20 protein-coding genes are annotated in these 24711 nt (G+C 34.8%); 7 read left to right on the plus strand and 13 right to left on the minus strand.

Annotated elements, in window-relative coordinates:
* Window positions 1-713 precede the first annotated feature (713 nt).
* Window positions 714-4454 carry a S8 family serine peptidase gene (locus G3O09_RS06475; RefSeq protein ID WP_163100682.1) on the plus strand — a complete coding sequence of 1247 codons (3741 nt, stop codon included), beginning with the start codon at window positions 714-716 and terminating at the stop codon, window positions 4452-4454.
* Between the two features lie 52 nt (window positions 4455-4506).
* On the opposite strand, the gene G3O09_RS06480 is transcribed toward G3O09_RS06475, so the two are convergent.
* The 4 genes from G3O09_RS06480 to G3O09_RS06495 all read right to left on the minus strand — a co-directional run bounded on the left by G3O09_RS06480 (window position 4507) and on the right by G3O09_RS06495 (window position 9312).
* Entirely contained in the window at window positions 4507-5751 is a 1245-nt protein-coding gene (locus G3O09_RS06480; RefSeq protein ID WP_163100683.1) for a helix-turn-helix domain-containing protein, read from the minus strand.
* 1287 nt (window positions 5752-7038) lie between these two features.
* Complete coding sequence (tatC, locus tag G3O09_RS06485; RefSeq protein WP_163100684.1) at window positions 7039-7791, minus strand: twin-arginine translocase subunit TatC; 753 nt, start codon at window positions 7789-7791, stop codon at window positions 7039-7041.
* Between the two features lie 71 nt (window positions 7792-7862).
* Window positions 7863-8039 carry a twin-arginine translocase TatA/TatE family subunit gene (gene tatA / locus G3O09_RS06490; RefSeq protein WP_163100685.1) on the minus strand — a complete coding sequence of 59 codons (177 nt, stop codon included), beginning with the start codon at window positions 8037-8039 and terminating at the stop codon, window positions 7863-7865.
* A 58-nt stretch (window positions 8040-8097) separates the two neighbouring features.
* Window positions 8098-9312: a metallophosphoesterase family protein gene (locus G3O09_RS06495; RefSeq protein WP_163100686.1), complete on the minus strand. Its 1215-nt coding sequence runs from the start codon at window positions 9310-9312 to the stop codon at window positions 8098-8100.
* A 487-nt stretch (window positions 9313-9799) separates the two neighbouring features.
* Here G3O09_RS06495 and G3O09_RS06500 point away from each other — a divergent pair, with 487 nt between their 5' ends.
* Complete coding sequence (locus tag G3O09_RS06500) at window positions 9800-10594, plus strand: DeoR/GlpR family DNA-binding transcription regulator (protein ID WP_163100687.1); 795 nt, start codon at window positions 9800-9802, stop codon at window positions 10592-10594.
* Between the two features lie 809 nt (window positions 10595-11403).
* Complete coding sequence (locus G3O09_RS06505; RefSeq protein WP_163100688.1) at window positions 11404-12597, plus strand: M14 family zinc carboxypeptidase; 1194 nt, start codon at window positions 11404-11406, stop codon at window positions 12595-12597.
* A 338-nt stretch (window positions 12598-12935) separates the two neighbouring features.
* On the opposite strand, the gene G3O09_RS06510 is transcribed toward G3O09_RS06505, so the two are convergent.
* Together G3O09_RS06510 and G3O09_RS22730 are read right to left on the minus strand one after the other, a co-directional pair.
* Window positions 12936-14345 (minus strand): amino acid permease, encoded by a 1410-nt coding sequence (locus G3O09_RS06510; protein WP_163100689.1) that lies wholly within the window; start codon window positions 14343-14345, stop codon window positions 12936-12938.
* Window positions 14346-15434 (minus strand): aromatic ring-hydroxylating oxygenase subunit alpha, encoded by a 1089-nt coding sequence (locus G3O09_RS22730; protein WP_163100690.1) that lies wholly within the window; start codon window positions 15432-15434, stop codon window positions 14346-14348.
* Between the two features lie 448 nt (window positions 15435-15882).
* Here G3O09_RS22730 and G3O09_RS06520 point away from each other — a divergent pair, with 448 nt between their 5' ends.
* The gene (locus tag G3O09_RS06520) at window positions 15883-16566 is read left to right on the plus strand and encodes a GntR family transcriptional regulator (protein ID WP_163100691.1); all 684 of its coding nucleotides are present in this window, start codon (window positions 15883-15885) and stop codon (window positions 16564-16566) included.
* Between the two features lie 234 nt (window positions 16567-16800).
* Here G3O09_RS06520 and G3O09_RS06525 read toward each other — a convergent pair whose 3' ends face one another.
* Together G3O09_RS06525 and G3O09_RS06530 are read right to left on the minus strand one after the other, a co-directional pair.
* The gene (locus G3O09_RS06525) at window positions 16801-16998 is read right to left on the minus strand and encodes a hypothetical protein (RefSeq protein WP_163100692.1); all 198 of its coding nucleotides are present in this window, start codon (window positions 16996-16998) and stop codon (window positions 16801-16803) included.
* Between the two features lie 342 nt (window positions 16999-17340).
* The gene (locus G3O09_RS06530) at window positions 17341-17967 is read right to left on the minus strand and encodes a hypothetical protein (protein ID WP_205439616.1); all 627 of its coding nucleotides are present in this window, start codon (window positions 17965-17967) and stop codon (window positions 17341-17343) included.
* 529 nt (window positions 17968-18496) lie between these two features.
* On the opposite strand from G3O09_RS06530, the gene G3O09_RS06535 reads away from it, so the two are divergent.
* Window positions 18497-18865, plus strand: a complete 369-nt coding sequence (locus G3O09_RS06535; protein WP_163100694.1) for an S-Ena type endospore appendage — start codon at window positions 18497-18499, stop codon at window positions 18863-18865.
* Between the two features lie 973 nt (window positions 18866-19838).
* On the opposite strand, the gene G3O09_RS06540 is transcribed toward G3O09_RS06535, so the two are convergent.
* Window positions 19839-20591 (minus strand): sporulation protein, encoded by a 753-nt coding sequence (locus G3O09_RS06540; RefSeq protein ID WP_163100695.1) that lies wholly within the window; start codon window positions 20589-20591, stop codon window positions 19839-19841.
* Window positions 20592-20776: 185 nt separating this feature from the next.
* Here G3O09_RS06540 and G3O09_RS06545 point away from each other — a divergent pair, with 185 nt between their 5' ends.
* Together G3O09_RS06545 and G3O09_RS06550 are read left to right on the plus strand one after the other, a co-directional pair.
* Window positions 20777-20959, plus strand: coding sequence for a hypothetical protein (locus G3O09_RS06545; protein WP_163100696.1), 183 nt, complete (start codon window positions 20777-20779; stop codon window positions 20957-20959).
* Between the two features lie 170 nt (window positions 20960-21129).
* Complete coding sequence (locus G3O09_RS06550; RefSeq protein WP_163100697.1) at window positions 21130-21480, plus strand: hypothetical protein; 351 nt, start codon at window positions 21130-21132, stop codon at window positions 21478-21480.
* 777 nt (window positions 21481-22257) lie between these two features.
* On the opposite strand, the gene G3O09_RS06555 is transcribed toward G3O09_RS06550, so the two are convergent.
* The 4 genes from G3O09_RS06555 to G3O09_RS06570 all read right to left on the minus strand — a co-directional run bounded on the left by G3O09_RS06555 (window position 22258) and on the right by G3O09_RS06570 (window position 24607).
* Entirely contained in the window at window positions 22258-23013 is a 756-nt protein-coding gene (locus G3O09_RS06555) for a hypothetical protein (RefSeq protein ID WP_163100698.1), read from the minus strand.
* A gap of 237 nt (window positions 23014-23250) precedes the next feature.
* Window positions 23251-23547, minus strand: coding sequence for a TIGR04104 family putative zinc finger protein (locus G3O09_RS22990; protein WP_163100699.1), 297 nt, complete (start codon window positions 23545-23547; stop codon window positions 23251-23253).
* 113 nt (window positions 23548-23660) lie between these two features.
* Complete coding sequence (locus G3O09_RS06565) at window positions 23661-23885, minus strand: hypothetical protein (RefSeq protein WP_163100700.1); 225 nt, start codon at window positions 23883-23885, stop codon at window positions 23661-23663.
* A 167-nt stretch (window positions 23886-24052) separates the two neighbouring features.
* On the minus strand, window positions 24053-24607 hold the full coding sequence (locus G3O09_RS06570; protein WP_240338360.1) for a hypothetical protein: 555 nt from the start codon (window positions 24605-24607) through the stop codon (window positions 24053-24055).
* Window positions 24608-24711: the final 104 nt, after the last annotated feature.

Raw genomic sequence — 24711 nt, forward strand, 5'->3', positions numbered from 1 at the left:
AAATAATTACTTTATTAAAATATTAATGCTTATCTTACAATAGACTTGCCATTTTTTATATCATTAGAAAAATTATCTAAACCATGTATTTTATAGAATGTACCCTACCATCTATACTCTACAGCCTTTCTAAAATCCTTCCATCAAAAGTAAGATGTTCGTAAAAACATAATCACTTCTGATCTTTTTCGTTCCATAATGACTTATTACTCATTTAACAAATAATCACTAACTCCCATTTCCCTTTCATCCACCTGTTAATATTAATACTTATCCTACGTTTTATATTATCTCAAGGTTCCAATGAGGGGTTCGGCTTCTTTAAAACCCCAAATCCCTACCCGTATTTTTAGTATTTTTGATGTATTTACTTACTGATTTTAGATAAAATCTGCAGTTTCACTCTCCCCTATACAGTTCTTTAGCCCCCCAAAAAAACCCCATTTGTCAATCATATTCAATGGGTTTTACAATTCAACTAACCTTTTAAATTTCTCAGTTTAACCTTACCTCACAGAGAGATCCTTCCGCAATTTTTACATCCTTAGAAAAAGAACAACATGCATTCTATCCGTTTTTGAGAGGTGGTGACAATTCTGAATCTAGTATTCTATTTTTAGAGACCTTTTTGAACTACATATTTTCTTCATTTATTTTCATCAAGACTCTCACCTTCGTAATTTATTAAAACTTTATGGAATAGGAGAATGTCAATGAAAAAGCTAACTAAGAAAACGCTTCTAGCTGGTTCCTTAGCTTCTATTATGCTTTCAGGGTCCATTTTTCAAGTAAATGCCTATGAGACAAATACGAATGGAGCGGAATTGGAAAAACCTACGGTTGCAATGAATAATAATATAAAAGGTAGTCAGGTCATTACGCTCATCACTGGTGATGTAGTGAAAGTTTCTACCCTGGATAACGGAAAACAAATTATTACCGTGGAACCCGCTCAAAAGAATGGTGAAGGTGTTAGGGTAATGACCATCGGGGAGGACACATTTGTTTTCCCGAACTCTACAATGCCTTATCTTGCGGCTGGAAAACTGGATCAGGATCTATTTAATATTACAAAATTGATGGAATATGGGTATGATGACAAGAATCTAGAATCTTTACCTGTTATCGTAGAATATGGAGAATCAAAGGCAAGAACCTTCTCCAAAGCCGTAGCTCCAAAAGGATCTAAAAAGGTTCGCGATTTAGAAAGCATTAATGGTGCTGCACTTTCAGCAGAGAAAAAACAGGCGGAAACATTCTGGGAAGATGTTACTGTCGAAAGCACCAGTAATGAACCTGAAAAAGCATCCCTCTTTGAGTATGGTGTAGAAAAGATCTGGCTAGATGGCCGTGTAGAGGCATCCCTAGATAAAAGTGTTCCGCAAATTAATGCTGATAAAGCTTGGGAAGCAGGCTACACAGGTAAAGGTGTAAAAGTTGCTGTCCTTGATACCGGGATTGACGCTGGGCACCCTGACATCGCCAATCAAATAGATGAAGCGGTTAGTTTTGTGCCAGGTGAAGATGTAAAAGACGTAAATGGACACGGAACCCACGTTGCCTCTACGGTGCTTGGTACAGGCGCAGCTGATACTAAATACAAGGGCGTCGCTCCTGATGCACGTTTACTTGTAGGGAAAGTATTAAGCAATGAAGGATTTGGACTAGACTCATGGATCATTGATGGGATGGAATGGGCATCCGAGAATGCCAAGGTTGTAAATATGAGTCTTGGAAGCAGTGAGCCAAGTGATGGTACAGACCCTATGGCTCAAGCAGTAAATAAACTTAGCGAAGAAAATGGGACTCTATTTGTTATCGCAGCAGGAAATAGCGGAGGAGAAGGTACGATCGGTTCACCTGGTGCGGCTGATTCTGCATTAACTGTCGGAGCTGTAGATAAATCTGATCAGCTTGCTTACTTCTCTTCAAAGGGACCTCGCTATGGAGATATGAGTGTAAAACCTGATTTATCAGCTCCTGGCGTAGGAATTGTGGCAGCGCGCTCCCAATATTCTCCTGGCACAGGATCTTACAAAAGTTTAAATGGAACATCCATGGCTACTCCTCATGTCGCAGGTGCTGCTGCTATCATAGCACAAAAGCATCCTGAATGGGATGGAAATGCCATCAAACAAGCCCTGATGAACACGACAAAGAAGCTTGATGGGTATGAGCCTTTTCATGTAGGAACTGGACGAGTGGACGTAACTGCTGCTTTGAACACACAGTTACGAGCAACTGGTTCAATCTCATTCGGTTTCTTCAAATGGCCGCATGATCAAGCAACTCCAGGTGAAAAAGTCGTTACGTATACAAATGATAGTGAACAAGATATGACAATTGAGCTGGAAGCAACATTTAAGAATGCCCAAGGCGCAGAAGCTAAACCAGGGATGTTGGCCCTTTCTGAAAAGACAATCACAGTTCCAGCAGGAGGAAGTAAAGACGTAAAAGTGACGCTCGATTCTAAATTGGGCGAAACCGGATCCCGTTATCAAGGCTATTTAACTGCAAAGGTTAATGGAGAAACGGCTGTACGTACTACCATGGGAATGGTTAAGGAAGAAGAAAGATATCCGCTCACATTAAAAGCAACAGACCGTGACGGTACTCCAGGACTGGCATATGTCGTGTTATTCAGTGAGAATATGCAACCTTGGGTCTATGCTGTTAATGGTACGTTGGAGCTTCGACTACCACCAGGCACCTATTCCGCAATGTCCGTTATGGATGTGGATGCTGACACTGACCACGCTGGTGTCGCCCTTGTAGGAGATCCAGAAGTGAAATTGAACGGTCCAACAACGGTAGAGCTTGATGCTAGGAAAGCAAATGAGATAACTGTTGATGTACCTAAGGATGTAGAACCGACCTACCAAAGATTAGAATATTATCGTACCCTTGGTGACCAGAAACTGAACAGTGGTTATTTGTTGCCGGTTTGGGTTGATAAGATGTATGCAGTCCCAACAGAAGAAGTTGAAACTGGATATTTTGAGCAACTCACTCGCTGGCGCCTCACAAAACCATATCTGACCATGAAATTTAATGGCACGGAACTGGATGATATTCCATTGTCTGGAAGTACAATGTTAGATGGAAAGTATAACTTACCTACCGTCTATGCAGGTAAGGGTAGTTCCGCAGACTTGGCAGCATTGGATGTGCAAGGTAAAGCTGTGGTTGTCGAGCGAAATGATGAAGTGACTCCTTCCGAACAAGCAACTGCTGCTACAGCTGCTGGAGCCAAACTACTGATCATCGCCAACAATGAAGATAAAGAATTTAGTAAGTATGCAGGTACTCCAGAATTCACAGACAATCCTATTGCAGTAGCAGCCATCAGCAAAAAAGAAGGTGACAAGCTCGTACAAGCTGCACGGTCTGGAAATGTAATGCTACAGGTTGAGGGAAATACCAATTCTCCTTATGTTTATGACCTTGTAGATGCCCATAAGGGATCTATTCCAACCGATTTGGCTTATGCACCAAAGAATAACGATTTAGCGACTATCGACAGTCGTTATAATTCACATATTGAAACAGCAGGCGGAGAGTTCCGATATGACTTGCGCCCGCACACACGTGGAGCAGTAGGTTTCATGTACAAAATAGCCTATCCTTCTGCTCGAACTGAATATGTCTCGGTAACAGAGGATTCAAGATGGTATCATCAGGCACAAGTGTTAGATGCAACATGGCAAATCCGTCAGCCATTGGCCACTTATACAAAAGGACAAAATAAAACAGAGAACTGGTTCTCCCCTGTCGTCCGTCCAACCTTGGGTGAAGGCTATTGGGCTCCAAAACGTCAAGGTAGTGGCATCTACCAGAACCTCCAGATTAATGTCCCTGCATGGGCCGATGCTGGAAAAGGAAACACCGGTGGTACCGAATATGATGTATCTGTAAAGAATCAAACATCAGAATTGTACCTAGGAGAAACCTTACTGAAAAAAGGAAACGGACAGGCGCTAAATGTATTTAGTGGCCTTCCAAAAGAACGTACACAATTCCGCTTTGTTACGGATGCAAAACGTAATGAAAATCGCTGGAATACGTCGGTCCGTACACATACCGAGTGGACCTTCTGGACTGAAGAAAATAAAGAAGCTTGGGAAACAAGTCTTCCATTCCTTACTCTGGATTACCAAGTGGACACAGATGTAAAAGGAAACGTTAAAGCAGATGGCCCTACCAACCTTGAGCTATCAGTAGGAAAGGTTAAGAATGCTATTGGATATGGAAATGTGGAAGGTGCTTCGTTAAAAGTGTCCTTCGATGAGGGTACGACATGGAAAACAGTGGAACTTAAACGAAATGGAGAAAATTTCGAAGCTACCATCGAAAATCCTAAATCTGCAAAATCCGTTTCACTCAAAGCAAGCGCTTGGGATGATAAAGGGAACAAAATCTCTCAAGAGATCATCAAAGCATACGGGTTGAAATAATTCACTAAAAAAGATGCTCGCTTATTAGGGGCATCTTTTTTAGTCATTATTGCTATACAAATAGATTTTTTCGAGGGATTTTTCTTATGATAATTCCTGCATAGTGATTGGCATTTTCCGTATCATTTTTGGACATATAATAATCAAAAAGCTTGACCGCATAATACTCCTCCGTCAATCGATATCCCATTTTTTCAAAATGAGGGAATGCCTTTGTCTCGAGATACTTGTAGTACGCCTTTTCTTCACCTAATATGGAATGATAGTGCATGGTAAAGAGGTGATGGAATGTCTTGTCTTTCAAATTCTTACATAGAGTCATCCCTTCATCTACCAGCTTTAATAGTTGTTTTTTAGATGTCTTCCCCTCTTTTGTCAAAGAGTTAATATACCCTTCCAATGAACCCAAGTACTTTGGATCGTCGGAATCTCGTGCATCCATCGATTTTTTATAAAATTCGCTTGCCTCTTTGTAATAGCCGTGCTGTAGATTGAGATAAGCTAGGTTATGATGAAGGATTGCCCTTTGATGTTCCTGCCCATAATCCCATGTCATATCTATTAACCTATGATATTCATTATTAATAAATGCAAAATCCTCCGTTTGCTCTCGTTGAATCAGCATAATCATTTCCGCATCGATAATACGGGAGAAACAGCGTGTATTTGTGAAGAACTCCAATGCCTTATTGGCATTAAAGAATGCAAGTACTGGGGAATTGAGATAAAAATAAGCAGTAGCCAGATCATAAAAATATTCCTGATTGGTGTAATGCTCCATGTTGATTTGTCCCAAAAACGATATCGCACCCATATAGTCATATTTCACGGCAAGATGAAAGATTCCCTTTATGTGCAATAACATATTTTCCTCATACTTAGACAAATCAGTCCAAACACCAATCTCCTTTAATAGACCTTGGGCCAATTCATTTTCACCAACAGACAAGTAATATCTGGTGAGGACAAGCTTGTAAGAGTGATAAAAATCTGTAATATGTAAAAGGTCTATTCCATCCAGTTGCTTCTTGATATCCTCCGCCTTTTTCTGTTGTTTCTTTACGATGGAATCATGCCAGTCTTTTAATAATAATTCTACCCTCTTGTAATTAGAAATTTCCTCTTCCATATCAATCCCTAATCGCTGAGACAAAAAGTTCATCGTTTCATCGGAGACCTCTGTAAGCCCCCTTTCAATTTTGCTAATATGGGTACTGGAACATATCCCTTCCCCTAAATCCTTTTGCTTGAAATTTTTTTGTTCTCGATAGAATTTAATAATCTTCCCCGCTAGCATGATGGTATCCCCTGCTTTTCTGTGTCTGATTTTTCTTATATTATCATAATCTTGAATGAAAAATCTTAATTAGTTTTGTGGAATAGTTTTTGGGGAGTTAAAACAAGTAAGGCCGAAGAATGTGATTGTCGAAATACATGACTCTTTGTTTATTGGTTACAAGATTCGAAAAAAGGCAACTTCCAAAAGGTAGTTGCCTTTCTTTAATATTTGTTGCGAAACACACTTAACATGCCCATAAAAATCAATTTTTTCTTCTCTTTGTTCTTCTTCTCCATTTCGGTCTCCTCGTTCGATATTTCCGAAAGACTATTAAAATAATAAAATCAATTAATGCCCCTGCTCCATAGCAATATGCTAAACCTACAGTGCCGTCTGTACGTACATAGATATAGATAGCGAGCACGCCAAAAATACCTATCATCCACAGAAGATGCCTATCAAATTTTTCATAGGGATTTCGTTCATTTTTACAATTAACTATCCAAATTCGTATACTTAATAGACAGTGAATACAGACCATTACCACAAACCATAAAAAGAAGTTCAGGTCCATTCTCCTCCCACCAAAACTATCATTTCTTTTTCATATATCTTGTATTTCTCTTATTTCTTTTATATTTCTTCTTAGCACCCAAATTCCGTGGTTCATTGTTTAAACGTCTCTTGAGAAGGGAAAGACAATAGCGGTACACCATATATTAATGTACCAAGCCCGTAACCAACCGCTATCGGTTTAACTTTAGAATCGCCCCAAAAAATTATCCACAAAAATGATAGTCCAAATATAACGGCAAACAAAAGATTATGGTTAATCGTTATACGAACAGGATTAGGCGACTTAGTATGCTTAAGATCCCAATCTCGAGAACTAGGAAACACCTGAATGAAAACCCAAAGCAAAATCCAAAATAATACTTCTATATCCAAATTTGTCCGCCTTCCCTTTAGGAAAGCTTATTCAGAAATAAACACACTTAAGACCAAAAAATACAGTTTCCTTGCTCGGGCAGAGCACCCTACAATAAAAAAAAGAGAAGTTTTTAAACCTCTCCAAAAAATTAAAAGAATCTATACCACTTTGTTAACTACAAAAATGACAGAGTTGAACTCAACACCTGCACACATTAACTATAAACCCACCAACATCACCGACATTTTAATTGAAAAGGAGTCTTCCCTTGCCCTTCGGCAAAACTGACTTATAACTATACCCCGCATACTCTAGCAGCTATAAGCTGTAAATACCGCTGACATTCTTGAAATACCGGCTGTCTTTTTAATTGTTTATGATGTTTTTTTCAGCGGAATAATATTATTATCTGATTGTTGTTTTTTGATTTTTTTTCGATATACGATTTTAGACAATGTTACACTAAATTCATATAAAACGAATAGTGGTACGATAACCAATATATCCGACATAATATCAGGTGGAGTTATGAAAATAGCTATAAGGGTTAGTAAAAAGTAAGACATCTTTCTAGCTTTAGATAGAAGTATTGGATTAATGACACCAATTGAGGTAAGGAACATGGCAATGAGTGGTATTTCAAATAATAATCCAAACGGCAGTGTTAAGTTTATCATGAATTTAAAATACTTTTCGGCTGTAAACATGGTTTCAAACGTGCCTTTAGATAAGGATAATAAAAAGTTAAGAACAATTGGATACACGACAAAATAACCGAATGAAAGCCCTGTTATAAACAAAGTAAACAATCCAGGAATGTAGGCTAATGTTATTTTTCGTTCTTTTTTCGTTAGTCCTGGTTTTACAAATAACCACGTTTGATGTGCAGCAATTGGGATGGTAAGTGCGAACGCACTCACTCCTGAAATCATAAAATAAACCCATAGAATTTCAGATGGTCCTAATACTGCTAAATCACGATTAAGATCTCGGATAAGCCACTCATAAATTTCCTGCACAAACATGAATGATCCAAATAAAAAAACGATAAAAGCGAGTAATGTTATGATTAATCGCTTCCTTAATTCCCCAAGGTGATTCACAAACGTTAACTCTTGATTTTTCATATAAGGCTCTTCCTTCTTCCTTTTAGAAATAAGAGGAAGATGTAAGCTTTGAACTTACATCTTCGATACGCTTACTTAGAATGACCACTATCTTTTTCCTCTGACAGTAAATCCTTTGCTGAGCTTTTAAATTCTCTTAATGTATTACCAAATGCACGCCCAATTTCAGGTAACTTAGATGGCCCAAATATGATTAGAGCAATAATTAATATTAAAATCAGGCCAGGTACTCCTATGTTTTGTAACATGTTGTTACCTCCATTAAAAATAGTTTTATACGATTGTGACAGATAAGATGAACTGTATTTATCCTTTCACTGCTTTTTCCTTTTCTTCATTATTTAATGGTAAAGGATCCATACTTTGATCGTTCGCAGTTAAATCAATTCCATAGTCCTTAGCGAAAACCATATGGGTTTCTACAAGAACACCTTCTTTATTTTCATCCAAATTGAAAACTCTCGCTCCACGAAGTCTGTTTCTTTCAGCACCAGAAAGACCGTACGTTCCAAAACCTGTGTTACCAGCATACCCAAGCAAAATTCCATAATAGTTGCCACAATAGGTGTTTATATGATCATGCCCACAGAAAACACCCTTAACGTCGCCTCTCTCTAACATGGCTGAAAACAAACCTCCGTTAACCGGTCCTGGACATTCATCTTCATTTCTTTCTCCTACTATATTATGTTTCGTCGCTGCAAGATCATGGTTAGCTTGTGTTCTGCTATCAACACTTCCATACCACATAAAACGATGTTCCCAAAGAGGAATATGAATGAACACGAGTGAAGGTACTTTATAACCGTACTGCTTCTCAAGTTTTTTGGATTTCTCATAATACCAATTAACTTGATTAAAACGAAGCCAGTCCCAAGTAGGGTATCCTTTAAAATCTTGCCCAGCTATTTGTGCTGGTGCATATCTACCGCTATCAAGTAGCCAGAGGTTAAATGCGGCTTTATTGCCTTTTGATTTTCTTATTAAGAGGTTCATGTTTCCTGTTCCAGTAATGCCCTTTTCTCCAGGTTCATTCATATTATTTTTGTACTTCATATAGAAATTCAGCATGTCATTCTCAAACATTCCACTCTTGGAAGAAGAATCTTCATCATGATTTCCAAAGGTAACTGCCCATTTAATTCCTCTTTTTTCCATTGGTTGAGCTACATTATTTAAGGCTTGTTTCATCTCTAGTTCCGTATCACAGCCGCCTGTAATATTGTCACCGTTAAGAACAACAAAATCCGGCTTCTCTGAGTCAAGAACTTTCTCCATAAGTTCAATTGTCCTGCGATCAATTCGTTCATCATCTTGAGTGTCGTTAAATTGTACAACTTTAAACTTTCCATCTGAGTTAAATTGAAGCTTAGCATTTTCAAATTCTTCAGCATGTACATTGTTAGTAAAAAAATCTCCCGGCAAACCAGTTGACGCAAGTGTTAACGCAAGCGTACTCATTCCTCCTATTTTTATAAAACTCCTTCTGTCTAACCCTTTGTTTAGATCCTGATTACTCATAAAAATTACCTCCAAATTATTAAAAATTAATAGAGCCCAGCAATCGAAAAGAGTAAAAATAGGGGAAAAGCAATATACAGTTTCAAGTACAAGCAATCATAATTTAAGAACTGCCGCCATTATCCCCGTAATCTACCTTTACATCATAGAATAAAAATATTGATAGATTATTAATCATACTAGAAAGGTATGTAAAAAAAACAAAGAAAAAACAGAAAACAAATAAACCAAAGCAAACGACACAAAAAGCCTTTCTAAGAAAACATTTAGATTATTTATCGCAGATTAACGAGAAGTTCCCTAATGAGTGAAGTTTCAATTTATAGTAGATAAGATAGATGAAAAAGATGCTTTTTGATTTTGTTTTACTTTCCATTTTTGAATAATTTACAAAACTTAATTTTTTCTTAGTCATATTTTTATTTTCATTTCTTATAATTTGTGAAAACAAAACAAATCAAAATGATGGAGGCTTTGAGAAGATTATATGGATAAGTATTTAATTACAGATAGGTATAGAGTAATAATTAGAGAACTTGAGCTAAAAAATAAAATCAATGTAGTAGATTTAGCAATAAAATTAAACGTAACACCAGAAACGATTCGAAAAGATTTAAGCGCGCTTGAGGAGAAAAAGAAATTACGCAGAATTCACGGCGGGGCTATTCAATATTTTGGTTTGATTAAAGAACCTCATTTTAATAAAAAAATCGGCATCTCTCATCATCAAAAAAAAATGATAGGGGAAGCTGCCGCAACTTTCATTATGGATGGAGAAACAATTGCACTAGATGTTGGATCAACAACCTTACATATTGCGAGTTCAATTAAAAATGTAAAAAATATCACGATTGTGACCAACTCATTAGCAGCAGCCGAAATCTTAAATAATCGATTAGAAAACCAACTATTTGATGGCAAAGTAATCGTACTTGGAGGAACAACTAATCCACTACAACGTTCAATCAGTGGACCATTAACAAATCATTTATTAGAACACTTTTATTTTGATAAAGCGTTTATTTCATGTGGAGGAATAAGCAAAGAAGGAATATGTGATTTCGATATTGATGAAGCAACTGCATCTACTATTATGATGAAAAGATCAAGAAGTGTTTATGTTGTAACTGATTCTTCTAAAATTAATCAGAAGGCTCTTTTTCATATAGGGTCATTCTCATCAATTGATTGTGTTATTACTGATCAAGAAATGCCCGCTGATTGGTCTAAAGATGCTATGGTTAGAAACCTAAAATGGATAAAAGCAGGTAATAAGTTATGAAAATTGATTACCATGGTCATCTTGAAGATGATTAAACTTTTCTATAAAAGTATGATTCTTTTTAAAGTTGATCTAAGTTCTTTTTTTGTTCATCATTTAGTAAATCCTCGCGACCATAATGAGCCAAACAATGACTAGTAAAGACACTACATTCTGAACTTTACTCCGAGTAAAGGACACCAAAACCCTTACTCGGAGTTTTTTTTGTCTTGCTGCATTAGTCAGAATAGCCATGCATTCATATTACTATCCTTTCGTTTCCTTCCCGCGACTTTAGTAGCGCACAATTACTCCCCGAAAAATGAGCGATTGCATTTACCCTATAATCCCAGGACCTTCTTCATGGAAAATCCTACTAACAGATTGGTAGAAATGAAATAGTAGTAACCTTTTCTTTTTCTTTTCGACACAAATCGACCTTTCGATTTTTCTTCTTAGTCAGTCAAAATAGATTTTGTCAAAATCATTATTATTGGTATTTACAACCAATAATTCTTAATAAAGTCCCTCTATTTATTCATAAATTGTTTTCTCTCCATAATGTGATTCATTTTCTAATTTCGACAATTTTTTTCCTCTTAATAGGTAGATATTTAGCTTTGCGAAATAATAAGAGCTTACTCCTATTAACTAATTCTATTAACTCTCCTATACTTTACATTGTAGTGAAAATTCATAAGATTAAAACTACTTTATTAGGAATGGATTGGAGATGAGTAATAGTTTAGTCGGTTAGTAAAGAAGCAATTTCTAAAGGTACTTAATTGGAGGGGTAAGTTCTGCAAAATAATACAAAGGAGTTTTGTTAAATGAAAAAAAGGAAAGTTATTACAACTATAGGAGCAATTGTCCTAACTGCTAGTCTAGTAACACCAACATTTGCTGCAGGTCAAACTTCACCGGGTACACCCGATCAACAAGTTTTATCTGTAGAAGGATTTACGAACCATGCTCAGTTGGGAAAAAAACTTGAGCAAATTGTACAAAACAGCCATGGGAAAGTTGCTGTTGAAGTAGCGGGATTTTCGAATAAAGGTAGAGAAATTTGGAAAGCTACGGTAGGTACTGGTAAAAAAGTAATCCTAATTCAAAGTGAAATCCACGGAAATGAACCAACTGGAACTGAAGCGTTATTAAGTATTTTACAGTATCTAGGTGGAAACTCTCCAGAAGCTGAGAAAATACGAGAAGAAATAACACTAGTAGCATTACCTAAGATGAATCCGGATGCATCTGAATTAAGTCGTCGCGGAAATAATATGACTTGGCAAGAGGTTGTGAAGGCTTTTCCTCAGCTTGAAAATGCTGCTCCATCATGGAATTACTATACATACAAAGATTCAAATTTTGATTATAAGTCACAGCCTGGTTTTGATGTGAATCGCGACTTTAACCCTAATCTAGATTATGTGCCACAACCAAAAGACTTCCCTGCAAAATCTTCTGAGCCAGGGTGGTTCATAACACCAGAATCGCAAACAGTTCGTGATGTCTATAAATCTCTCGTAGAAGAGTATGGTAAGGTAGAGGTTTTCATAGATTTGCACCATCAAGCACCATATTATGAAGTTGACGGCACTGACGATTTAGTAACGTTTTCAATCAGTGGTCAATTTGTTCCAGATCCAAGTACGGATGCAGGAAGCAAATATGCAACATATGCAGAAAACTATAAATATGATTTTTCACGACAGTTAAATGTTGCAATTTATAACGCATTACAAGAATACGGAGATTCACCATTTAAAAATATTACGCTTTATCCTCAAGGTCAAAACCTACCTGGCACAGCATTAGCATCCTTTGCACTTAACGGAAGTGGAACTGTGTTATTTGAAGTGAGAGGTCAAACTCATAGCATGGGCCAAAAGAAAAAAGGACAACTCGTTAAGGCTGTTGAAAGAGGCTTATACGGTATAATTAATGGAGTAACTGATGGTTCAGTATATGATATTGACCCAGAGGTATATGAATCTATTCCGTTAACAGAGGGAAGACAATAGATTTCGGGTAACACAACTATGTAATTCTAATAAATTTGGACAAAGAAGAGTCTAGCAGATTATTTCTGCTAGACTTTTTTGGTACCAGCCCTCCCCCATGACCTATTTATCTGAACGTAATAACTTTTTTATTCGTTTATCTACATAGATAAACTCATCCTTTGTAATTTCAAAGAAATACAACGGTTCGTTTTTTTATTTCTTTTACAGCAAATGAATTTTTTAGTGAGTCTATAGAAGTGACCTTTTTCAAGTGTCTACCCCATAAGATAAATTTCATGTCCTTCTGATGCCATTTTTGGGATTTAAGAATACCTAGTCTAGTGTAATAAGACTAATTACAAATGTTCTTCTATCTTAGTTGCTTGTATTGGTATAACATTATTAAACCATTTAAATCGTACTAGATAATATACATAACAGGAAACTACAAATCCAGTTGCCCAATAGAACGATGCGCGTTGGTCTGGATCTAATACAAGTGATAGTATGATCCCTACGCACATAATAAACGAAGCGATTGGAACAAATGGATACCATTTCACTCGAAATGCCAAATCTTCTAATTTACCTCCATTTTTTATGTAAGCACGTCTAAAGTTTATGTGTGAAAGAGCAATGACAGCCCAGGCAATAGTCGTTCCGATTCCTGATATTGCTAACAATACAACAAATAAGGTGTTAGCTGCTATTACGCTAGTTAACAATGATAAAAGGGCAAATGCCAAACTAACTAATAGTGCGTTCATAGGAATTTGTCGTTTGTTTAATTTTCCGAATGCTTTTGGAACCTGACCACTTTCACTCATTGCGAAAAACATACGTGAGCAAAGGTATAAACCCGAATTCCCCACTGACAAAACAGCGGTTAAAATAACAAAATTCATGATGTCTGCTGCATATGGAATCCCTACTTTGTCAAACATCATTACAAATGGGCTTTCTACAAGTCCTGCGTTTCTCCATGGGACCATAGCACTTACGATGATAATGCTTGTCACATAAAATAGAAGGACGCGGAAAATAATATTTTTTGTTGCTTTTGGAATGTCACGTTTTGGATTTTCGGATTCACCAGCTGTAACCCCCAACAGTTCTGTTCCTTGGAATCCATAAAGTACAGATATCATTGTTATTAAAATTGGAGTAAACCCTTTTGGGAACCAACCTCCGTCATTGTATAAGTTGGAGAAGAATGGGGCCGCTTGACCGCCTTTCAAAGAGATAATGCCTAAAACGGCACATCCTCCAATGATAATAAATAAAATAATCGCCACAATTTTAATTCCAGCAAAATAATATTCTGTTTCAGCAAAACCTTTTGTGGTTAACGCGTTTATTCCGAACAGTAAAACGATAAAAAATAAGCACCAAATCCAAGTCGGCATATCAGGAAACCATCGCTTCATTAACAAACCTGCCGCTGTAAATTCAAGACCGACTGTAGTCGCCCAACTCATCCAATAAACAATTCCGACCATGAAACCTGTCGATGGACCAATGTATTTCGTTGCATAGGCTTGGAAAGATCCTGTAACTGGCATGGCAACTGCAAGTTCCCCAAGGCAAAGCATTACGAGATACGTCATAAACCCACCAATCAGATAGGCTACAATCGCTCCTCCAGCGCCTGCACTATTAATAGTTAAACCTGACCCTAAAAATAACCCAGTTCCAATTACTCCTCCCATCGAGATCATCGATAGATGGCGCGTTTTTAATACTCGTTTTAACTGTTGCTTCTCCATTTACTTCACCCCTATTGTTAATGGAACATAAGCTTGCTCACTTTCAAGTGCATGTTGTACTAACAAATGGAAATGATGAACACAATTTTCCGTTAATGAAAAACGTCCTTGTGTATAGCCTTTTGATTGAAGTCCTTTTTGAACGGTTTCACATATTACAAAATCTTCTTCCCGAACTTGATCTAGAAATGCATAGAATTTTTTTTGTGCATCTAAGTCGTTTAAATCTAAGAAATATGTCGTATAAATTAATTTAGTAGTTTCGTGATCAATTGGAATTGATTGATTAATAGAAACGTTAGGAAGTCCTGGATTCACGCTAATCCACATATTCGGATATAGGAAGTAATATTTTGCACTTTGACCTAATTTATCCGGTTCATTAGTACCAGAGCGCAATGGAACACCTTGATAAGAGTAGTTATCAAATGTCCTAATTTCATAATTGTCCATATCCAGAGTGTTCACAAATCCTTTATGAATAGTTGGACAGTGGTCACATTCCAAATAATTATCTATAGTTACTTTCCAATTACATTTCACAATATCTTCTTGCACACGAGCAATTTTTAATTCCTCAAGAGGATAATCTTTTAACCCGTCAAACAAATTACCAAATACTTCAGACATGGAGGAAGCGTTTTCATCTAAGTTTATATAAATAAAACTTGCCACAATTTCAAGTTTTGGTTGTTTTAAACAAAAATCCTCTGCATCAAATTGGAGTCCCTTCATATTTGGTGCTCGATTTAAGTGACCATCTAGTGTAAATGTCCAAGCGTGATAAGGGCATTGGAGCATCTTCTTATTACCGCATTCTCTTTCTTCTAGTTTAGATGCACGATGAGTACAAACGTTATAAAATGCTCGAATGAATCCATCGTTTCCTTTGGCAATTAAAATTGAATGTCCAGCAATATCTTTCGTAAAAAAGTCGCCGTTATGTTTTACCTGGCTTACGTGACCAGCAAATAACCATGATTTTTCAAAAATTTTCTCTTGTTCGATTTTCAATGCCGCCTCATCTGTGTATAGACGTGATGGTAACGTGTACGATTGTCTTAACTCCGGGTGAACTTTATGTTCCATATATCATAACCTCACTTTTTATAAACTAATTAAAATTAAGAAAATAAATAAAAAAGCTAGTTGGAATCCTCATGATCAATCTTTATACCGGCAAGTTTTGTCTTCATAATGAAAAAATAATGACAAATGGCTATTGGATTATAATACCTATTCCGCTGAATCCCCCCTATCGAATAATATTTCTAAAAAAATGAAGAATGGTAAATTACTTAAAAACAATGATAACATGGTATACAAAATTAGTATACAATTGATATTAAAATATTCTGATTATTCAAATTTGAAATTTCTTTATATGGAAATAACCTAATAAGCTTATGGTTTTCAAATGAAAACATAATTTTAATTTAAGGGGGTTGTCCTCTACTTGGTTGGAAATGAGAGGGAAAAATAATATAATGTAAAGAAATAATGAATTAATTATTCCTATCCGTTAGGTGGTTACAATATGAGTCAGGACAGTATTCAAAAATCAAATATGGAGGAATTGGTTTACACAAAGATTAAATTATCAATCTATAACCGCTTCATCCGGCCAGGGAGTCAGCTTGTGGAAGCGGCAATTGCAAAAAAGCTAAATGTTAGCAGGACGCCTGTAAGAGCGGCTATAAAAAAATTAGAGCATGAAGGATATGTGCAAGTTACCCCAAATAGGGGAGCTTTTGTCATTAAACCAACTGCAGAAGAGATGAAAGATGCCTATTCAGTTAGGTTACTTCTAGAAAAGCAATCCGCTGGACTAGCAGCTGAGCGGATTAGCAAAGAAGATATTGAAAAGCTTTATAATTTAATAGATGAAGAGAAACGAACATTTGATCATCGAGATACGGATAGCTATTATAAAATGAATGACTCTTTCCACTTCATCATAGCTGAAGCGTCACAAAATAAACTATTGTTCGAATATGTTAAAGATATTGTTAGCAGAACTACTATCTACGTTGTATTATTTGATCCTCTGGAAACATTAAAAATAAACCCATCCATTGAAGAGCATATTACTATAGTAAAAGCCCTTGAATCAAGAGATAAACTAGAAGCTGAAAAGGCTATGGAGATACATTTGACAAGTGTGATAGCTGGTTTGAAATTGGAAGATAATGGGCTGCAAGAAGATGTTCTTTTTCTATAAAAAAAGTGCTGTTGTTGATTCTAATTAATTTTTATAAAATGTAAAAAAGCGTCAAAACCTAATAAATCTGGATTGCAGCTTTTTGAACTAACCTGCCATAAAGTGAAATAGAGGATGATCGACTAATGATCATCCTCTATTTCTATTTGTTGTTCAACTAAAGCCCCCGTTTATTCCTGATTACTTCGACTTCTAATTGGGTATGTGGTTGAATCTTTCGAGGCGATTCAGTTCCTACTTGCTTAATTCCTTAGCTATAAATAAATGTTCACTGTTTCCTACTAGTTTCTTCTTATCCGTAACATCGTAAATATAGAATGCTTCCCTTATCTTCACTTCAGGACTCTTGGAAAATATGTTTGATGAAAATAGAAAAATAGAAAATAAACTTAAAATGGATATTGAAGCAAACATAATAAACTTATTTTTCATAGACACACCCCTAATTCCATTTATATTTCACCTTTGGGTTAGGAACATATCAATTTCCTGGGGGAGTACTCCTTTGATATTAACAAAACCACTAATTTGGGTTCGTTGAGACCATTAATTATTTAAATGATGAAATCCTTATTTTTTTAAGAGTAGAAAAATAAGGATTTTTTCTGGTCCGCGATAGATTAGCGTATTTTTTCCGCTTTTTGCTACCGGGACCCCAATAAGCTAATTATTAAGCTCGAATTTTGATTCTCTCAAAAACTTCCATTGGCTGAATATCGTAACATATTTGTACACCTAAGCTGTAATACATTTCCACTTACAACACAGTAGAAGCTATGTTTTCATAATAAAAGCTAATTTGTAAAATGGATTTGTTATGTCAATTGGGGCTCCATTCCCCGTATTATTTGTATTAAAGCTGTGGTCATGTAATCCCGCGTTCGCGACAGTGACAGTATGAACGTGATTACCACTACTATCGGTTGTGACAGAATGGGCATGTCTTCCGGCAAATGAGGTAGCTACACTAAAACTAAGTTCGTTTGCATACAATCGATCACCATCAGTAAAACCCGCAATACCTTCAGTTACAAATCTAGATATACCATAGACATGCGCGTGAGCTTCTTCTATATCGGTGGTTCCCGTATGAGTGTGACTTCCGGCGAGATCGGTAGTTGCCGTATGATTGTGATTTCCAGCGATATCTGTAACACCACCATGTGAATGTGAAGGTAATTGAGGTACATTTAAAGTAATGCTGTTGCTTCCACCTATGTCTCCAATTTCTGGATCGGAGACAGTACCCATTACAAATCTGTCTCTTAAGTCTGGAGTACCATTGGTACCATCGCATAATAGCCAACCCTGCGGAATATTGTTAATAGATCCGCTCCACATAACAATAATCCCACTTGGAACAAAAAAATCTGGTCTTCCATTTGAAGGCATACCAATCATCTACTTTCCAAATAATATTTTTTTGAGATAATATCTCCTTAGTATCTTATGTGAATTTAAATCAGTAGATATAATAAAATCGCCTTTTTTAATAGAGTTTAAGAATAATAGATATTCAATCATATAGAATGATTCAACTTCCTCAGATTAATACGAATATCTCTCGAATGCTCACTATCCTGCCCCTTTAGTCGAACAAACAAAAAGACCGCCACAGCGATCACCCTCATTAACTCTTGCCCACTTTAGTTGAAGAACCGATTATTCACTATGAATTTCAAAGCAAAAATATCCAAAAGCAAAATCGTCTTCTTTTAATTCCATTTGTTTTGCCCTCCATAGTTGTCTATTTATCCAAAAAAAGGCTACTACCGTAACTATTAAGATCAAATATAATATCTGCTAGATTTTAAGACGACCTATTCCACGCTAGACCATACCAACTAAATGGTAGTTTCATAGAATATATATGAAGACAAACTTAGATTGTATTCACCCATCAGAATAAAATGAAAGGAGTTGTTTGTTTATGTCATGTTTTGGAAATGTGCATGCTGGATTTGCGAACGATGCTTGTAAGGTCGACACTGTCCAAGACAAAGTCTGTTTGCCAATTACTAGAACAATAACTAGTATAAATGACAGAGAAACAATTTATATTGCAAATTTGCCGGTTACTGCAACAGGGTATATAAAATTAATTAATGTTCAGCTTCCGAACGCAGAAGTTACCGTTACTTTCCGATTAGGTTTGGATACATTTTTCGCTTCTGAGCCACTTCAGGAAAATGAAGCCTTTGCATTTACGATTAATAATTTTGATAGTATTCAGGTTTTTTCCAGTCAACCTGGTAACCTCACTGTTGAACTTAGCTTGACTCCCCGCTATGTGCTTTAATGTATTATAGGACGCGGTCTTCATTTACAATTTGGACAAACTACAAGGAATTTATATCCGAAACTTACTAACATTCGATGCTGATTTTTTGTTTTTTCATCAATATTACACAAACCTTATTTTAAATAAATTAATAATTCTACAAAATTAATATTAATCCCTTATTCAATTAAATGGTCATTTAGTTTATTTATACTAATGAAGTCCGTTCCAAATAAAAACATTGATTTGGTTCTCTTCAAAGAGATCTTTCAAAGATTGGACCCATGTTTAACTGCATTTGGTGGGTTCAGAATCTCCATTTAAAATTATCTAACGGTTTCTCTTTTCGGAGGGAAAGCTAATTTAAATTAGATTTATATCATTATAATTAGCACCAAATTAACACTTTAAATCGTAGAAAAAAGAGCGTTGATATAAAATCAAATGCTCTTTTTCTTGATTATCTTTATTCACACACAGTTCTTAGCTATCTCTTGTACCCGTTCAATTGTAACTCTGTTTCTACATTCCACTGCTAAAGGATGGTCCGTGGTTTCAAGTTCAATATAAAGTCTAATTCCCTTTTGTCTAGGGTGAACCATTGTTTTTATATTATTTAGGTTATACCGTCACCATTACCGAAGCCTCGTAATCTAGTATATCCGTCCATAAACACCTTGATCAGGCGCTCCTCTTTTTAAAAAATGAATGAGCTGCGTCTATTTAAGTATTACCTTTTAACCCCAGTTATAGAAGTTAATTTTCATGGTAGTGCAGTAAGCAAAAAAGCCACCTTAACGGCAGCTCCTGATCTTAAACTAACGCCCCCTTTTGTTTAAGTGAATCATTTCACAATCATCTATATAAATGGAACTAAAAAGGGAGTTGTCTTGGTATAGAAACAACCCCTATCTCTATTTGGATTTCAATAAAATTAGGAGATCCAATAGCTTTTGTTCCTAACCAATGTATTTTTAAAGCTTAAATAAAATTATTTCACAAATTCCAATTGCTCATAGTCATTGATATAAAGTTCAAAGGGTTCAACTACTGTTTCTAAAAATATTGGATCTTGACTTTCCTGAGATCGTGTAATCTTTGGAAGTTTAAATGTAAAGGGGAATTTCTTTACCTGATTTGGTAAGACTTCAATATTATTTGTTATTAGCCATGTAATAGGAGTTTCTTCTTCTGGCAATTCCATTTCCAATGTAATCCTATCTAAAACAATTGAACGTTTACCTGCACTAACCGTTACTACCCCTTCTAATTTCCCATTAGAAGAAATAGTATTATTCTTCAGAATTGTATTAACTGGATTCTTGTTTATAAATATTTTTATAAATTTGTCTCTTAATTTTTTACTAATATAAAAAGAAACTTTTTTTCCATTATACCTACCAGGCAGATAGTCGATACTCCTGTTCAATTCTGTAAATACAATATTTACAGAATAGGAGTTGGGTTCTTGATTTTCAAAAATCTCAGATTTGTTTTTTTGGAGTAAATTCAAAAACCAAGTATAGTCTCCGTGGAGTAACATATCAACCTTTTTACCAATTACTGAATCATCTGCTTTAACCATAAATGCTTCTATGGAAGAGTCAGAGTTATTTTCTAAGTATTCTAAATCAATATCATAAATAGAAATAGGATCTCTTACGTTATCAACTTTAGAACAACTAGAAAGTAATGCTAAAACCACCAAACTTATTAACGATATTACAACTTTTCCATTTCCCACTATTTTGAGTCCTCCATGGATTCCTTCTATTCATTAGAACTAATTTTTCATCTAGGATATTTATAAGTAACCTGCCCCGTTTGTTTAACAAAAAAGGTCTCAAAACCAAATGGATAATTTACCCACATTTATACTTTTATCTTTATAATATAAATAACAATAAGATATAAAGGAGGAAAAATGGTTTGAAGATCATTACAGTAATTATAATGATTGTTGCTTGCTTTATCCTAGCCTACATCACACCTTGGTTTATCCCTTTCTTAGGAAACCCAGATTATAATAATCTTCTTATTCTGGCATTGTTTTGGTATGTAATAATAAACTCACTTGATTCTATTAATAAGAAGAATAAACAAGAAGATTAAAGAAGTTATTCTTCGCAAGATCAAGAGGATTTTAAGACTATTAAACTATCCTGCCCCTTTTGTTGTTTATTAACATATCCTGAAATCTTCAAATTAAATAGTTTTACAATTTCTGTACCATTTCCCCATTCGTTTGTTAATATTTATCTAATAGTAAAGGAGAGATAGTAATGCAAGTTAAAGAAGTTGTTATTGAGATTGATAATATTACCTCAGGAAAGAAAAATGTCCTTTCTTTTTATCGAAAAAATAAACAAATTAATATTTCACCATTACTTTTAAAGTCATCCTCAGAATCCTCCGAGTACAATTTCAGCCATCATTTTGATAAGGAAGATCTTATTAGATTGAACAAAACTTTCCCTTCTATCTATGCCAAAGAAGATGATGAAAATATAAATCAATGGATAGATAGTATGAGATTTGCATTTAAGACCATAATCGAGAATGGTGAATTCAATAAGACTTTTTCAGAAAATAAACAAGACCTAAATGTAAAATTTATTTGGGTAAATAATTAAAACATATTTCAAGAAGTAGAAAATTACACACTACTTCTTGGTTTCCCCAAAATACACTCCATCACAATTAGAGTAAACTGCAAAAAAATTTAAACAATTTTTTATTCAATTAACCTGACTCATTAGTAGAAGAAGTTCCTTCTGACCATTGCAACTTGTTTCAGTTGCTATCTGTTTAATTTAATGGAGAAGGTAATTTCATTGTAATTTTGATTGTAGGTTTAATACTAAACAGCATTCAAAGGAAATTAGGAAATGGATTAAAAAAGAATTTCTGCATCGCTCTTTCTTCTCTATGCGATAATCCGAGGAATTATTTTTTTGTTCTTTTTGAACTAACCTGCCCCTTTTGTTCAATTAGTAAAAAAGTCACCCTACAGCAGCTCCTGATCTTAAACTAATGCCCACGTTATCTTAAGAAGATTCCTTTATGATTTTTAATATTATTGCAGTTGAGATAAAAGATAAGGGGGGTAAAACAAAAATTAAAATTAATATTGAAAATAGACTTGAAGTAGGATTAAAGGGAATGAATGCATTGTATATATATTGAGTAATTTTGAAATAGACAAAATAAATAATAAGAAATATAAGAACATAAATGACATTACCTATAAGATTCTTCATTATTGACCCTCCCTTTTCAATCATAACTTCAAATGATTTAGTTTTAATTAAAAAATCTTCTTCAACTAACCTGCCCCTTTAGTCAAACAAAAAGACCGCCGCAGCGATCACAATCTTTAACTCTTGCCCCCGTTAGCTAAATAAGGAAATCTATTTGAGATCCAATGAGTTACCTTTATCAATTTCCCAACTCCTACTAAAAACATATAAATTACCATACCTTTGTCGATTATCATTCCTGTAATAAACAGAAAAATTAAATACTCTGCATTGTTTCAATTCATCCTCTTTTTCTAGGTCATAACCCATTAAAAAGTAATCAATAGCAGGAATTTCAGAAGCACATATGATTTCTACACCTATCAATGATTGATAATCAATCATTTCATTTCTTTTTACAGTCTTATTAAAATCATCATCATTCTCTCTATCAAGCAGTAACAATTTCACGTTCTTAAAATTTACCCTAGCAAAGCTATACTCTTGTGAATCTAATTTAATATCAATAATAAGGTTAGTTACATTGTTTTCTTCTAAGCTAATCTTTTCAATAAATGAATCATCAAATGAATGATTCATATTGAAATCAGAAGGCAATGAGCCATAATGATATGCTATTCTATCTATTATCTTTCCATTTTTATCTTTAAGTTTTAGTAATTCATTGGGAAAACCTAAACAATCTAGCCAATATAATTGATAATCCCCTTTAAAATAATAATCATCCTTGTTGTTACTTAATCCAGTAAGGCTACTAATGATTTCAGAAAAGCTTTGATCCCATACGTTCTTAGTAATTTCTTTTATGTCTGTACATCTATCTAATATTTCTTCGGTCTCAAACTCATAATTTGCTAATCCATTTACTAATTCTTTTAAACGATTAATCTGTTCCTTATTAGACATAAAAACACTCCTTGAAACTTAAGACATAATATTTTTTCAATTCAGTATTAATATTTTATACATCTATTTTTACAGCTAAGAAGTTCAAATAACAAAATTTATCACTCATACTGTATTCAACGCTAATAAAAAATCCTCCTGCTTATGAAAGTAAACTGCCCCTTTACTTCCACAGAAGCATATTACTTACTTCATATAAAATAGCGATAATCCTTCTGGATCATCGCCAAAGTTTGATTAAGGTATTATCTCACACTTTTTATATTTCACTAAAAATGGTGCCAGCAAAGAACCGATTAGTAATATAGAGATTCCTATAAAAAAGCTCACTATAATATTATTGAAGGGCGAAAGGAAGTTAATGAAAATCATCATAGGTATAATAGTTAAACTAACAAATGTCACCCTACCTAGAAAGGTAATCTTATGTTCAGAACCACATCTGTCACATTCAATAGGTTTATAGGACCATACATTAGATTTAAAGATTTTGTACCAGCTAAATTGAGTGTTGCAGTTTTCACATTTTTGCAACTCTAAACACCACCTTTCTATGTATTTACACCCTGATTTCCCTAAACTCCATCACTCCAAAACACTAGATCTTTTCAGTGGAATTGACACTGTAAAAGCTATTAATGTTAAAGCTAATTTAAAAGAACAACAAACATAAAAAGAAAAAATAGGATAACCCCAAACATTTTACCTTTTGAGTCTTTATTTTCAATAGTTAAGACTACACATAGTATAGTGAATAAAGCAAATGCAACATAAGTTAATCTTCCCGTAAACGGTCCAGCCTTTTGTAACATTAATACAATAATCGAAATGACAGTAATAGGAATATAAAACCAATTGTATTTATTGTTCAAAATTTCCCTCCTAAAACAAATCTTAGTAGTTGAATTATTATATTCGATTTTTTCATATATAACTCCTTGTTTAACAAACTTGCCCCGTTTCTACCATAGCAGCATATGATTAATTAAATAAATAAGAGCGCTAATCATTTTCAGATTAACGCCCCTAAGTTAAAGAACTACTTTATTTTATTATGAGAATAATCCATAGAATTAGCAATCTCAACCAAATTTTCAGGAGTTACTTCGTTCTCGATTCTTTTATCAATACTCAACACATACTGAAAATTATCTTTGTTGAAGACTAGTAAATTAAATCCGAAAATTTTTAGATACGAGGCTTTATTACCATCCCTTAATTCATAGGTGTTTAAGATGTTGTGGTCCCTTAATTGAAATCCATTTTCTACTAGTCGAATATCAATTTTATAATGATTTTCAGGTAATTTATCATTTATGTATTTAACTTCAAATGAGTCGTTAACGTCCCCTTCTAAATTAATAAACCTACCGAATTGGTGAGTAAAAGCGATCGAGGGTAAACGGAGGGGTAATTTCACATCTTGCTTTAAATGGTTCTCAAAGGCTTTTAATGCTTTCTCAGATGATTGATAACCTATTCCAAGATAGAAATCCTCATATTGGTTCGGTATATCATTCGATTCGGCATATGTTATTTCACTAATACTAGCAGAGGTTAATAAGATTATAAAAATACATAATGTTCTTTTCACTATCTTTACACCCTTTTTTAGCCATATTATCCCCAACCCTTGTTCAACTATCCTGCCCCTTTAGCTCAATAAGAATTTCAACAAAAAAGAGCATTAATCCTTCT

This window comes from Peribacillus alkalitolerans, assembly GCF_010882125.1.
Taxonomy (GTDB): Bacteria; Bacillota; Bacilli; order Bacillales; family DSM-1321; genus Bacillus_BN; species Bacillus_BN alkalitolerans.

What these genes read in the sequence shown, in the direction of transcription:
- G3O09_RS06555 (WP_163100698.1), bottom strand. Translation starts at nt 23,013, where the DNA reads ATGTCTAATAAGGAACAGATTAATCGTTTAAAAGAATTAGTAAATGGA.
- G3O09_RS06480 (WP_163100683.1), bottom strand. Translation starts at nt 5,751, where the DNA reads ATGCTAGCGGGGAAGATTATTAAATTCTATCGAGAACAAAAAAATTTC.
- G3O09_RS06550 (WP_163100697.1), top strand. Translation starts at nt 21,130, where the DNA reads ATGCAAGTTAAAGAAGTTGTTATTGAGATTGATAATATTACCTCAGGA.
- G3O09_RS06530 (WP_205439616.1), bottom strand. Translation starts at nt 17,967, where the DNA reads ATGATTGGTATGCCTTCAAATGGAAGACCAGATTTTTTTGTTCCAAGT.
- G3O09_RS06510 (WP_163100689.1), bottom strand. Translation starts at nt 14,345, where the DNA reads ATGGAGAAGCAACAGTTAAAACGAGTATTAAAAACGCGCCATCTATCG.
- tatA (WP_163100685.1), bottom strand. Translation starts at nt 8,039, where the DNA reads ATGTTACAAAACATAGGAGTACCTGGCCTGATTTTAATATTAATTATT.
- tatC (WP_163100684.1), bottom strand. Translation starts at nt 7,791, where the DNA reads ATGAAAAATCAAGAGTTAACGTTTGTGAATCACCTTGGGGAATTAAGG.
- G3O09_RS22730 (WP_163100690.1), bottom strand. Translation starts at nt 15,434, where the DNA reads ATGGAACATAAAGTTCACCCGGAGTTAAGACAATCGTACACGTTACCA.
- G3O09_RS06475 (WP_163100682.1), top strand. Translation starts at nt 714, where the DNA reads ATGAAAAAGCTAACTAAGAAAACGCTTCTAGCTGGTTCCTTAGCTTCT.
- G3O09_RS06525 (WP_163100692.1), bottom strand. Translation starts at nt 16,998, where the DNA reads ATGAAAAATAAGTTTATTATGTTTGCTTCAATATCCATTTTAAGTTTA.
- G3O09_RS06500 (WP_163100687.1), top strand. Translation starts at nt 9,800, where the DNA reads ATGGATAAGTATTTAATTACAGATAGGTATAGAGTAATAATTAGAGAA.
- G3O09_RS06505 (WP_163100688.1), top strand. Translation starts at nt 11,404, where the DNA reads ATGAAAAAAAGGAAAGTTATTACAACTATAGGAGCAATTGTCCTAACT.
- G3O09_RS06535 (WP_163100694.1), top strand. Translation starts at nt 18,497, where the DNA reads ATGTCATGTTTTGGAAATGTGCATGCTGGATTTGCGAACGATGCTTGT.
- G3O09_RS06495 (WP_163100686.1), bottom strand. Translation starts at nt 9,312, where the DNA reads ATGAGTAATCAGGATCTAAACAAAGGGTTAGACAGAAGGAGTTTTATA.
- G3O09_RS06520 (WP_163100691.1), top strand. Translation starts at nt 15,883, where the DNA reads ATGAGTCAGGACAGTATTCAAAAATCAAATATGGAGGAATTGGTTTAC.